The organism is Paenibacillus sp. fava2 (assembly GCF_058313675.1).
This window is the reverse complement of record NZ_CM177755.1, coordinates 985228-998419: the sequence shown is the minus strand read 5'-3', so window position 1 is coordinate 998419 and position 13192 is coordinate 985228. Positions and strand designations below refer to the sequence as shown.

At 53.0% G+C, this 13192-nt stretch carries 11 protein-coding genes; 1 reads left to right on the top strand and 10 read right to left on the bottom strand.

Translation table 11 applies throughout. The features are described from left to right. The first annotated feature begins 366 nt into the window (after positions 1 to 366). Positions 367 to 1371, top strand: a complete 1005-nt coding sequence (locus tag AC4G46_RS04380) for a LacI family DNA-binding transcriptional regulator (RefSeq protein WP_491126846.1) — start codon at positions 367 to 369, stop codon at positions 1369 to 1371. Positions 1372 to 1486: 115 nt separating this feature from the next. Here the strand turns inward: AC4G46_RS04380 and AC4G46_RS04375 are convergent, their stop codons facing one another. The 10 genes from AC4G46_RS04375 to AC4G46_RS04330 form a co-directional block, all read right to left on the bottom strand. Continuing rightward, positions 1487 to 2362, bottom strand: coding sequence for a radical SAM/SPASM domain-containing protein (locus AC4G46_RS04375; RefSeq protein WP_090716093.1), 876 nt, complete (start codon positions 2360 to 2362; stop codon positions 1487 to 1489). Positions 2363 to 2380: 18 nt separating this feature from the next. Then, positions 2381 to 3367: a Gfo/Idh/MocA family protein gene (locus tag AC4G46_RS04370; protein ID WP_491126845.1), complete on the bottom strand. Its 987-nt coding sequence runs from the start codon at positions 3365 to 3367 to the stop codon at positions 2381 to 2383. A gap of 292 nt (positions 3368 to 3659) precedes the next feature. Beyond that, positions 3660 to 5048, bottom strand: a complete 1389-nt coding sequence (thrC, locus tag AC4G46_RS04365; protein ID WP_491126844.1) for a threonine synthase — start codon at positions 5046 to 5048, stop codon at positions 3660 to 3662. 229 nt (positions 5049 to 5277) lie between these two features. Then, on the bottom strand, positions 5278 to 5772 hold the full coding sequence (locus tag AC4G46_RS04360) for a CYTH domain-containing protein (RefSeq protein WP_491126843.1): 495 nt from the start codon (positions 5770 to 5772) through the stop codon (positions 5278 to 5280). Positions 5773 to 6515: 743 nt separating this feature from the next. Next, positions 6516 to 8240 (bottom strand): adenine deaminase, encoded by a 1725-nt coding sequence (locus AC4G46_RS04355; RefSeq protein WP_491128785.1) that lies wholly within the window; start codon positions 8238 to 8240, stop codon positions 6516 to 6518. 22 nt (positions 8241 to 8262) lie between these two features. Then, positions 8263 to 9327: an ABC transporter ATP-binding protein gene (locus AC4G46_RS04350; RefSeq protein ID WP_491126842.1), complete on the bottom strand. Its 1065-nt coding sequence runs from the start codon at positions 9325 to 9327 to the stop codon at positions 8263 to 8265. A 30-nt stretch (positions 9328 to 9357) separates the two neighbouring features. Beyond that, positions 9358 to 10146 (bottom strand): ABC transporter permease, encoded by a 789-nt coding sequence (locus tag AC4G46_RS04345; RefSeq protein WP_090718803.1) that lies wholly within the window; start codon positions 10144 to 10146, stop codon positions 9358 to 9360. A gap of 4 nt (positions 10147 to 10150) precedes the next feature. Further along, positions 10151 to 10969: an ABC transporter permease gene (locus tag AC4G46_RS04340; RefSeq protein WP_491126841.1), complete on the bottom strand. Its 819-nt coding sequence runs from the start codon at positions 10967 to 10969 to the stop codon at positions 10151 to 10153. A gap of 25 nt (positions 10970 to 10994) precedes the next feature. Continuing rightward, on the bottom strand, positions 10995 to 11957 hold the full coding sequence (locus AC4G46_RS04335; protein ID WP_491126840.1) for a nucleoside hydrolase: 963 nt from the start codon (positions 11955 to 11957) through the stop codon (positions 10995 to 10997). Positions 11958 to 11959: 2 nt separating this feature from the next. Beyond that, positions 11960 to 13045 carry an ABC transporter substrate-binding protein gene (locus AC4G46_RS04330; RefSeq protein ID WP_491126839.1) on the bottom strand — a complete coding sequence of 362 codons (1086 nt, stop codon included), beginning with the start codon at positions 13043 to 13045 and terminating at the stop codon, positions 11960 to 11962. Between the last annotated feature and the right edge of the window lie 147 nt (positions 13046 to 13192).

Here is a 13192-nt window from a genome sequence, read left to right as displayed (position 1 = left end):
TACCACCTTTTTATTTGTTATTATTTTTGTTTTTATTTTGCATAACAAATATTACCACCCGTTAGGCAAACGGTCAATCCTATTTTGACGGTTTTTTAGAATTAACACGCTTTCATTTTCTAATTTATGTATCAATACCTAATTTAATGAATGATTTAACTTCTTTTTATTAATTAAACAATAACATAAATAACATCAAACAAAACAAAAATCACCAAACAGCTCTCAATCGCATTCATCTGAATCTACTTATTTTTATTTTCCATCCCCAAAAAAAGATGTGTGAGTCCAGCCTTCTTCATGTAGAATTGTTATTACAGCTCCCTTTTGATAAGTTGACCAATCTGACTAGAGTAGGATGATTTTATGCGACGCAAAGTAACGATTCAATCTATAGCGGATTTCACAGGACTATCCAAATTTGCAGTTTCACGTGCCTTATCGAACAAACCCGGAGTCAGCTCCCAAACCCGGGATACGATACTCAAAGCCGCCGGCCAGCTTGGCTATTTCAAGGACTCTCTGCCGGCAAAAGCCCCGGGCGGACCGGTTGATCTGGATATGCGCAAATGGTCCGGGACCATTGTGATTCTGTTTCCTAACGTCCGCTACCAGAATCCGGAATCCTTATACTGGGGCCCCGTGTTTAACGGTATCTCCTCCCGGCTGGACCAGCGGGGCATTAACGTAGTGACCTTAACCGAACCCAAAGGAGACTCCCTGTTCTCCCTTCTGCATCCCGAAGCCATAATGGGCGTCATTACGGTCGGCTCGATTTCCACCCCTATTCTGCTGGAGATCAGAAGCCTTGGGATTCCGGTGATGATGGTGGATCACGCTGACCCCGGCTTCAGGAGTGATTCCATCTTTACCGATAACATGACTGTCATGAAGGAACTGATGAGCCTGGCCATCGGGAAAGGATATACAAATTTCCAGTTCATCGGCAACATCCGCGATGCTGAAAGCTTCTACGAACGCTTTCTTGTCTTCCGCGCGGCGCTAGAGGATAAAGGGCTCGGACTCAGCCAGATCCCTTCCCTGATCGGGCCTGAGATCGATCAGTTCAGGGAGACCTTTGCCGCCGCAGTCACCGAGCACGGCCTGCCTGACATTTTTATATGCGCCAATGACACCTATGCGCTGTTCGCGCTTGAAACCCTGGAATACATGGGCCTGCCTGTTCCCGCCAATCTGGCCTTCACCGGCTTCGATAACACCTATCCTTCACTGCCTCTGCTGGCTACTGTTGATGTCGATAAGGGACAGCTTGGCACGCGGGCGGTAGACCAGATGCTGTGGAGAATCCTCAATCCCGGCACCAGCTATGAAAAAATCCTGATCCAGGCTGATCTGATCATCAAAGGCTGACACTGAAGATCAGGATTCCGGTGCGCAGCACAACTAAAAAAACCTCTCTTCAGCAGAATGGATAGTCATACTCCATTTCGCTAAAAGAGAGGTTTTGTTACAGACAGACTTCTTATCAGGTCCCGAACCGCTGGCGGTACCCGCACTTGCGGCACAGCTCCTCTACCGCTTCCCTGCGGGAGAAGCCGTAGAACAGATTATTCGCCCGCTCGCCCTCGATAATCTCGGAGAACGGCTGCTCATGCAGATTGCCGAGGTTGATGACACCCTCGCCGTCCAGACAGCACGGGACCACCGTGCCGTCGACCAGCACCGCTGCCTGGCTGCGCAGCGCATGGCAAAAGCCTTTGCCGTCATCCTCCGGCTCATGCAGGGCCGGCCATCTGAACTCGTGGTCCTGATTCAGATAGACGCGCGGCGCGATCTTGACGCCGCTGCCGGGAACCACCTTCTCTTCAATCCGGTAATCCAGATTGAAGGCCTCCTCCAGCACCGCTAATGTCTCGCGGTTGCGCATCCGCGTCACATTCGTCTGGTTATCCTCCGTCAGATTCCACAGCCGGAAGGAGATAATGACACCTTGGGCCGAGGCTTCACGGACAAACGAAATAATCTCCCGCAGATAGCCCTCGCGGTTCTCGGAGCCCTCATGCCCGTCGAAGCTGTGCAGGGAGAAGTTCATCTGGCGCAGCGCCGGCTTGCCGATAATCTTCGGGCCAGCCTTATGGATCAGCGTTCCGTTAGTCGTAATATTAACCTTGAAGCCTTTGGCATGTGCAGCATCCAGCAGCTCGCCGATCTTCGGATGCAGCAGCGGCTCTCCCTTAACATGAAGATAGATATGATTGCTGTGCGGCTTGATCTCATCCAGGATTTTGTTGAAAGTGTCCAGCTTCATAAAGTTTTTCGTCCGCTCCGTCGGCGGGCAAAAGCTGCAGGCCAGGTTGCAGACGCTTGTAATCTCGATGTATACCTTTTTAAATGTCTTCAAGTGCTGCTCCCCATTTCACTATAAATCCGATGCATAACGCAGGCCGATCTGCTGTCTGGCTTCCTCCATAACTTCCGCTACCGCCAGCGAAGTTTCATGGCTGTTGATGCTGCTCTCGCGCTGGCCGTTTTTCAGCAGCTGGGTGAATTCATGCGCCTCATAATACATCGCCTCGAACACCTGAGGGACTGTAAGCTCCTCAACCGTCCCGTCACGGTAATGGATTTTAACCTGATAAGGCTGGTTGATTTTATCGATGACCATCGTTCCGTTCTCCCCCTGAATCTCAGCGGGCAGATAGGAGTCGGTAATTTTGGAGTGCATAACAATGGCATCCATATCAGGGTAGCTCATGACCATGCTGCCTTCCCCGTCCACCCCGGAGGACAGCATGTAGCCTGTCGCCTTAACCCCATCCGGCTTACCGAACAGCGTCACCATCGGATACAGACAGTAAATGCCCAGATCCATCAGCGAGCCGTTGGAATATTCCGGGTTGAACGCATTCAGTACAGTCCCCTGGAGATATGCATCGTATCTGGATGAGTATTGACAATAGCTCGCGAAATAACGCCGCACTGTACCAAGCTTATAGAGATTGTCTTTAATTACGGTGAAGTTAGGCATCATCGTCGACTTCATCGCTTCCATCAGCAGCACATTATTCGCACGGGCAGCTTCAATCATAAGCTTCAGCTCTTTGCTGTTGGAAGCGGCCGGCTTTTCACATAGAACATGCTTGCCGTAATTCATGCAGATGATCGCCTGCTCGGCGTGCATGGAGTTAGGACTGGCTATGTACACAGCGTCCACTTCCGGGCTGGACACCATATCTTCCAGATTCGTATAGATAGCGGCTCCCGCGTATTTGGCGGCAAAAGCCCGGCCTTTTTCCTCTGTACGGGAATATACCGCAGTTAGAATAAAATCCTCATTTTCCAGTCCAGCCTGAATGAAACGGTCTGTAATCCAGTTGGTGCCAACGACCCCGAAACGAATTGTCATGAGTGATCCCGTCCTTTTGTCTTATTAATCTATAACTGCTATTTTCTCATTCCATGTCAGGGATGTCCACTTTTTGAAGGGTAATTTCCGACAATTTCCGCTAGATTTCTTATGTGAAAAAATGCACCTGAAAAACTGCCGCATTCCGCCCGGTAAATGCCTTCCAAAAAGCGGCTGTCAGCAGAATACCCACCATTTCCCAATGCTGTTCAGCAGAGCCTGCGGTGATCCCGGACCGCAAAAAAAGCCCGCTCTCTATAAAGAGAACGGACCTTCCGTATACCTCAGTCTTTTAGCCGAAAAAATCCTGCAGCTCGCGCACAATCTCCGCCTTGTCATGCTCCACAACTGTCATATGCTGCGGCATATCGAACAATGCGGAAATCTGCGGCGGGAATTCCTGCTTAATGCCGGTGAGGGCAATGGCCTCGTCGAATTTGGCAGGATGTGCAGTAGCGAACGTAATAGTAGTTTCATCCGGTCCGCTGAACGCCTCATAGGCGGCAATTCCGCAAGCCGTGTGCGGATCAAGCAGGTAGCTGTACTCCTGCTTATATTTGCTGATGATGTCCAGACACTGCTGATTCTTCGCGCCAAGCGCTGCGAAATCCGCCTGGACCCGAGTGAACAGCTCGCCGTCCACTGTAATTTTACCGTCTGCCGCTAGACCTGCCATATACTCAGACAGCTTCGCTGCATCCTCATCCAGCAGATAATACAAATACCGCTCAAAATTACTCGCCACCTGAATATCCATCGAAGGGCTGTAGGTACTCGTAAATTCGCCTGGTTTGTATTCGCCGGTCAGTACGAAACGTTCGAGAATGTTGTTTTCGTTGGTGGCGATGATCAGCTTGTTGACCGGCAGGCCCATCTTCTTGGCCAGGAAGCCTGAGAAAATGTTGCCGAAGTTGCCCGAAGGCACGCTGATATTAATCTTCTTGTCACCGCTGTTCTCAATCTGCAGGTAAGCATAGAAGTAATAAACCGTCTGGGCCAGAATACGCACAAAGTTGATCGAGTTGATCGCCCGCAGGTGGTATTTTCCTTTGAAGTCCAGGTCGGCGAACAGCTCTTTGATCACCTTCTGGCAGTCGTCAAAGTTACCTTCCACAGACAAATTCAGCACGTTGCTGTCGTCCACGGTGGTCATCTGCAGCTCCTGCACCTTGCTTACTTTATTATGCGGATGCAGAATACAGATTTTGATGCCTTCTTTGCCGCGTACGCCCTGAATGGCCGCCGCACCGGTATCCCCCGAGGTCGCCCCGAGAATATGGATAATTTCACCGCGCACCTTGGCGATATAGGAATACAGCTCACCCATGAACTGCAGCGCCACATCCTTGAACGCAAACGTCGGCCCGTGGAACAGCTCCAGCACGTACAGGGAGTCATTCACTTTATGGAGAGGCGTCACTTCCGGCGCGCGGAAATTGCCGTAGCTGGTGTAGACCATTTCTTTGAGGTCATTATAAGGAATCTCATCATTGGTATAGTACGAAAAAATCTCCAGGAACAGCTCCTGGAAGCTGAGCTTGCGCCATTCCTCCAGCTTATCCGCAGAAATAACCGGAATCTGGATGGGCACCATCAGTCCGCCGTCATCCGCCAGTCCCATCAGAACTGTATCAATAAAGCCTCTAGCCTGAACTTTTCCTCTTGTGCTTATATACTCCATACCTGTCTCATCCTCCTGAACCCCTCTTTAATCACTCTATACAGAACTACCCTATATATTAACACGTTTAAGCGTTAAAGTCCGTTACTTCTGTGTCAACTTTTGCAAGTAGAAACGGCTTCGTCGTCCTTCAGGGAAGGCGACACCCGTTTCTGCGAGAAATTTCAGACCTGTATAAGTCCATTGAATTATACTTTCTGATATTTTGAAAAAAATACGGATGCCGCCTCTACTTCTTCTGCAGCTCTTTCCAGACGGTTTTGTTGCTGTATCTTTTCTCTGTGCTTACATCCTGCCCGAACCATTCCGGAGCCTTAAAGCTCTCCGCTTCCTCCAGTGAGTCGAACTCCACTTCAATTACTGTGAGCTGAAGCTGGGTGTAGACGTCGATCTCTACGGTGATGCCGTTCCATACGGCTGTGGTGCGTGTTTTGACCAGGGGAACAGCCTTAACGGCCTCAATCATCTGGTTATACAGGCCTTCCGAGATGTTATATTCAATCTCCTTGCGGCTGATGCCCTTGCCGTCCTTGAACGTATGCGTAAACGTAACCTCTCCTGAATCCAGATCAGTAATTTTGCGGACCCGCAGCTCCTGCCCGTCCTCAATCGCCAGATACGTCTGGTCAATGCTGTGCCGTGTGATTACTTTGAGCTCTCCGCCCTCAATCAGCTGCTCCGGATATTCCGGCAGCAGGAATTTGAGTTCAATTTCCATAGACATGCTGTCTCTCTCCTCCATGCGCTGTACGGTATACGCTCTGCGATGTTTTATATTATTTATCATCATAGGGGCAGGTCATACGTTAGTCAATCGGTCAGGGAGGGAAGTTGCCGGGCTGGCGCTCTCCATTCACCAATTCCCAATCCCTCTCCGCTGCTCTTCAGTTAACTTATATTTCTAAGTTACATCTAACTAGGTGGATTTTCGCCACTTAATCCGGCCTTTTTCCGCCGTTGGAGATCATTAGGTGGAAAAAGGCCATCTATATTTGACCGTAATCCCCTTCTGTCGCGGAAACTGTGGAATTAAGTAGCGTTTTTCCATTTAGCATCCTCATATTCGGTAGTTAGACCATAAATAAGTGTCGAACTTCCACGTAGTTTGCTCGGCGGCTCAGCATCAGCAATCCAGCACCAACACTCACCATTGCTAATCCATTATTCACAAAAATCACGCCAAGTTACTACTAAGCAGCACAGACCGGCCACGCGGGCATGGAGTCTCTGTTTCCGCTGCAATTACTGTATTGCAAAAAGGGGGCATCCCGATTGGGATGCCCCTCCTTTATCGCTTCGCCCTAATCAACGGCAGCGCCTTATCCTCACGTTTCACGCAGCGGAGCGGAAGCACCTCTTCCTCACTACTCACCCAGGGGAACGCCAGCAACTGCCACCTTAATCCTCACCCGGCGGAGCAGCAGCGCCTCTCACGCTTCACACAGCAGAACGCCAGCAGCTGCCCTCCTACGCTTCCCCCAGCGGGAACAGCAGCGGCACAACCTTGCCCGCGACGACATCGATCAGCCCGAAGTCCGTAATCTTCAGCGCCGGGCTGACCGGCAATGAATGCGTGCTGATCGACATGATCGGGTTGTAGTGGTTGTAGCCCAGCGACTCCATCGCTGTGCGCAGGCCCAGCACGCGCTCCGCCGTCTCGGCGAGCGGCGCCTCGGTCAGGATGCCGCCGACCGGCAGCGCCAGCAGGGCCAGCACTACGCCGTCACAGACGACGCAGAAGCCACCCTGCTCGGCAATGACCGTATTGGCGGCAAGCGCCATGTCCTCGGCGCTATGGCCGACGACGAGCAGGTTGTGGTTGTCGTGCGAATACGTTGTCGCAATCGCACCGCGCTTGATCGTGTCGCCGCCGATCAGGCCGTAGGCGCGGCCGCCGGTTTTGCCGTACCGCTCAAAGGTGGCGATCAGGCCGCAGCCGGTGTCCTGCCATTGCAGCAGGCCGTTCTTCACTTCGGCCTCCACATGCTTCTCCTCGGTAAACGTGGACACGTTGTTAACCGTCATCACGCGCGCGCCGTAGCGGCCGTCAGGCAGCTCCGACGGCACGGCCGCGAAGTCCGCGGCGCTAAGCGGCGCAAGCTGCACGCTCCGGTAAAAATGCGCCGGGAAGCGCGGCGCAGGCGCAGGCTGGGCCTGCGGCCGGCTGCGGTCCCAGACCTGCGCGCCCCGCTTGTAAACCGCCTCAATCGTGAAGCTGCTGAGGTCAGACAGCAGCAGGTAGTCGGCGGTTTTGTTCGGCGCAATCACGCCGCGGTCGTCCAGCTTCATCCGCTTGGCCGGCGTGTAGGTGGCCGCATAGACAGCGGCCTCAGGCGCCATGCCCATGGCGATGGCCTTGCGGACGAGATGATCCAGATGCCCGGTCGCCGCCAGCGAGTCGGTCATCACATCATCGGTCACGAAGCAAAAATGCTCGCTGACCGGATGCTGGATCAGATAGTCGATGACTTCCGGGGTCATCGACTTCTCCTGGATCTCGATGAACATCCCGGCGGCAATCCGCGCGGTCAGACCCTCGATGCTCTGATGGGTATGATCCGAATCAATCCCCGCAAAGATCAGCTGATGCAGATCGAGGTCAAGCAGCTTCGGCGTATGCCCTTCGATAACCAGACCGGGATACTTGCTGCGTACGTGCTGGAGAATCAGGTTGCTTTTGCAATCGGGATCACGGATCACATCGACGAAATTCATCACCTCGCCCAGGCAGATCATTTGCTCCGTCGCCATCAGCTCGTCAATATCGGCAATTTCAATCGAGCCGCCTGTTGTTTCCAGCGGAGTCGCCGGCACCGAGCTCGGAATCGCATAGAACATATCCACCAGACAGTCCTTGCTGGCCCGGATCATCTCATGCACACCTTCAACGCCGAACACATTGGCCATCTCATGCGGCTCGGGAACAATCGTCGTTACCCCATGCTGCAGAATACCGTAGGAGAACGTCTCCGGTGTAATCATCGTGCTCTCAATATGCAGGTGAATATCAATCAGCCCGGGCACCAGATACTGACCCTTGGCGTCAATTGTCTCTCTGGCTGCGAACGTATCCGCACCAAGCTGGCCGACATAGAGAAAACGCCCGTCTTTTACCGCAACATTCGCTGTCTCGAACCGTTTATAGTAACTGTTGTACACTTTAGCGTTCATTATAAGTTGATCTGTAATCATCATGTTTGCTCCTTATGAAGCGCTACTGCACCAGCACCAGCTTCTCTTTTGGAAAATAAACCGTAACCTGCTGTCCCTGCACAAATGGCTGCTCCATCTCCTGATTCACTGTAAACACACCCAGCTCTGTCTCCACCTGATATTGGTAGCTGCGGCCAAGATACGTGCTGATCTGCACCGTTCCAGGAAGTGTATTACTGGCTGTGCCCGGCTCCGGGCTGGCTGCAAACAGCTGTAAATCATCAGGACGGATCGCTCCGAGCAATCCTTTGTTGCCGAGGCCCTCCGGCCGTTTGGCCGCGAGGAATTTCAGCGCTCCTCTGCTAAGTTCAATATCTGAACCCATATCATTCCGTCCGTCAAAAGCGATAAAGTTCCCGAACCCGATAAACCGGGCCACGAACTCGCTCGCCGGGTATTTGAAGATGGCCGACGGCTTGTCGAGCTGCTCGATTTTGCCATTGTTCATGACCGCTACCTGATCGGAGATCGAGAAGCATTCCTCCTGGTCATGCGAGACATAAACGGTCGTGATCCCCAGCTCCTGCTGGATACGGCGGATTTCCACGCGCATATTCACCCGCAGGTTCGCGTCAAGGTTGCTCAGCGGTTCGTCGAACAGCAGCAGATCCGGCTCAATGACGAGCGCCCGGGCAATCGCCACCCGCTGGCGCTGTCCGCCGGACAGGGCTGCCGGAAGTCTTTTCTCAAAGCCGCCCAGACTGACAATCTCCAGCATCCGGGTTACCCGCTTCTTCACTTCCGCTTCCTTCAGCTTGCGCAGCCGCAAGCCGAACGCCACATTATCAAACACCGACAGATGCGGGAACAGCGCATAGCTCTGAAACACGAAGCCAAAATTACGTTTTTCGACCGGAACCTTGGTGTAATCCTTCCCGCCGAACATAAAAGCTCCCGCTTCCGCATTCAGAAACCCGGCGATCAGGCGCAGGGTGGTTGTTTTGCCGCAGCCGCTGGGGCCGAGCAGTGAAAGCAGCTGCCCTTTGGCCAGCGACAGATTGAAATCCTCCAGTATCAGACGGTTGTCATAAGCAACCGATACCTGCTCAAGACTTAAAAGTGACATTGCGTTATGCCTCCGTTATCCTTTAATTGGCTATCTTTTGGTGAAATATGCGAATCCCATCAGCCGCTCGATGACGAACATCAGCGCCGCCGTCAGCACCATCAGAATGACGGAGATCGCGGCAATTGTAGGATCGAAGTAATTTTGCACATAGGTCAGCATTTGAATCGGCAGGGTACTGATCCCCGGACCGGTCATGAAGACGGAAATATCCACGTTGTTGAACGATTCCAGAAAAGCGATCAGAATCGCCGCCAGAATCCCCGAACGGATATTAGGCAGTACGATTTTGAAGAACGTGTACAGCCTCGAAGCCCCCAGGCTCTGTGCTGCCTCTTCCACCGCGAAATCAAAATTCTCCAGACTTGAAGCTATAACCCGGATAATAAACGGCAGCATGATCACCGTATGTCCAATCAGCAGTCCGGCCACAATCGGCAGCCCGTAGACGACAATCAGGTAGCGCAGCAGCGTGAAGCCCAGCACAATCCCGGGAATCAGCACCGGCGACAGGAAAATCGCATTCAGCGTATCCCGCCCGCGGAACCGGTAACGGCTCAGCGCATAGGCCGCAGGCACACCCAGCAGGAGCGCCAGCAGATTGCCGAGCAGCGAGATGATAATGGAGGTTTTGAAGGTGTCCATAAAGGCGCTGACCTCAAAAATATTCCGGTACCATTTCAGCGAAAAGCCCTCAGGGGGGAATTTCAGGACCGTGCCCGGCTCAAAGGATGTAATCGAGATGATCACGAGCGGACCCAGCAAAAATATAAAGACCAGCAGCGTGTACAGCGACAGCGCGCGGTTACCTTCCTTCATGTTCTCACCCCTTCGGATTCAGGCGGTTGGCCCAGGCGTTCATCAGCCCCACCACCACAAATGTAATGACAATCATAATGACCGCGATGACCGAGGCTGCCTGCCAGTCGTTCAGCGTCATAGCGTTCTGGTATAGGAAGGTGGAGACCACCCGTTCCTTACCTCCGAGCAGCGCAGGCGTTGTATACGCCGTAAGGCTGCCGACAAAGACGAGAATGCCGCCGATAATCAGGCCCGGCACCGTCAGCGGGAAGGTGATTTTGCGGAATGCGGCAAACGGGGAAGCCCCCAGGCTGCGCGCCGCCCGCACCAGCTCGTGATCCAGATTCTCCATAACCCCGAGCAGGGTGATAATGATCAGCGGCAGGAACAGATGCACCAGACCGATCATCATCGCCACCGGCGTGTAGAGGATGTCCAGCGGCTTGTCGATCAGTCCGGTGTTGACCAGGAAGGAGTTGATCAGCCCTTTTTTGCCGAGGATAATCATCCAGCTAAAAGAACGTACAACAGGACTCGTCAGCAGCGGAAAAATCGACAGCGCCAGCAAAATACTCTTCTTGCGGGCACTTGCCCGTGAGATATAATAAGCCGCCGGATAGCCGAGCAGCATGCAGACCAGCGTTGTCACCACACTCACCCGGAGCGTAGTCAGCAGGATGCGGTTAAAGTACCCGTCCCGGAAAAAATGCAGATATCCTTCGAGCGTCAGCTTCCCGTCCTGCACAAAAGTGGAGGCAATGGTCAGCGTAATCGGGACCAGCATGAAGGCCGCCAGGAACAACAGGCCCGGCAGCAGCAGGTACAGTGCTTTTTTGTTCATTCTAATGACTCCCGTCCTTCTTCTGCTATTGGTTCAGGCTGTTATAGCTATTGCTGTTCAAGCTGTTAATGAAGCACTCCAGAAACGCGGGCGCATCCACCTCCAGGCAGACACCGGCATTCGCCGGCCGTCCCAGCCGGTTCTGGAAATCGCAGACGGTCTGGCCGTCGCAAAGGTCACTTCTAGTCTCTACATCTACATAATAATCGTGTACACTGACAAACGAATGGCTCAGTGCCACACCCACCGCCAGTGGATCATGCAGCGCACAGGCCTGCACACCGTTCCGTTCCCAATATCGCGCGCGGTAATCCGCCGTACTCTTCTCCACATAATCGCGGATGACCGGATTCTGCAGCCTTGCAATATCGTCTGCGCTTAGCAGCGCCTTGCGGGTCACATCCAGCCCGACCAGCGTCAGCCGGGGGAACCCGGCCGCCAGCACCAGCTTGGCCGCCTCCGGATCGACGTACATGTTGTATTCCGCCGTCGGCGTAACGTTCCCGAACCCCTGCACCACGCCGCCCATCACAATGACCTCAGCGGCGTACTGTATAAGCTCCGGGCATTTGTGCAGTGCACGTGCCAGGTTGGTCAGCGGCGCAGTCATAATCAGCGTGACCTCACCCGGCTGCGCCAGCACCTGGCGGATAATGAAATCCTCCGCCCGCTCTGCTTCTGCCTGCTTCGTTACCGCCATACCGGCCAGTGCGCCGCCAATCCCGTCAGAGCCGTGAACACGATGCTCGAACACGCTATCCCGGACCAGCGGCTGATCAGCCCCGCGGAAGACCGGAATCTGCCCGGACACGCCGAGCAGCTCCAGAATTTTGCAGGTGTTCAGAGTCGCCTGATCCAGCGAGACATTGCCGCTGACGGTGGTGATCCCGAGAATATCGAGTTCTCCGCTCGTGACAGCCAGCATAATCGCCAGCGCATCGTCCACTCCTGTATCTACATCCAGAATGACCTTTTTACGTGCTATCATGCTTAGCCGCCGATCTCACGGTTGAAACGGTCGGTCCACTCAGTGATGTGCTGGTTTACAAACGACATGTCCAGCTTGCGCAGCTGCCCGATAACATCTGCACCGTAAGTCACGCCTACCGCTTCTTCAGGTGTCAGCATGACGTTCATGTTAACCGGGGAATCCACTTTTGCTTTTGCAGATGCCGCCTGTACCTCTTCACTCAGCTGCCAGTTGATGAATTCTTCAGCCAGCTCTTTATTGTCACTGCCTTTAACTACGTTAACGGTGTTCATTACAGCATACGCGCCTTCAGATGGTGCCACGAATTTGGCATCCGGCACCGCCGCCTGCAGATCCTTGAAGTACATTTCCATGATCGGGCCGCCGGCGATTTCCTCCTGGCCGAACATGTTCACATATTCGGAGGTCTGGCTGTAGTATTTTACAACATTGCTGTCCAGCTCTTTCAGCTTCGTGAACGCTGTATCTTCGTTGAAGTCCGCATTGCCAGCCGCAAGGGATGCTGCATCAACGATCATCGGGCCTGCTGTAGCGGTAATCGCCGGCATCGCCAGGTTTTTATCAAACTTGGTCCACAGATCACTCCATGCGGTTACTTCACCTGAGGTCAGCGCCGGGTTGTAGGCAATGCCCAGACGGCCGATCGTGTACGCGGGACCGTATTCTGCACCAAGCGGTGCTTTTGCGATATCATAAATGTTCTGGAGATTCGGAATTTTACTGCTGTCGATTGTATCGAACAGCCCTTCGTTAATGGCCTGCTGCGCGTAATAGTCTGACAGGTAGACCACATCGACATCTGAGCTGCCTTGACGGATTTTGTTCAGGCGCTCGGCGTTGTTGCCGATTTCTACGACGATTTTGACATTATGCTCTTTCTCAAAAGGTGCATAGACCGCTTCCTTGAAGAAATCCTCCGAGAAGCCCCACGTGGAAATGACCAGTTCTGTCGGCTCTCCGGACGCTGTGTTTCCTGTTGCCGCATTGTCAGTACCTGTGTTGTTCGTTGCCGCATTGTTTGCGCCGCAAGCCGCCAGCATTGAAGTCAGGGCCAGGGCAAGGCCGGTAGTCATGATCTTTTTCATTAGTAAATAACCTCCCAGAAATGTTTGTATGGTCTATTTTTTCAATAAAAAAAGAAAAGCATTCTTGTAGGAACAAGAACACTTTTCTTTGTGTAAACAAAGTCAAGAGCTACCCGTTATAGAAGGACGGTCTTCGCTTAAGATAGA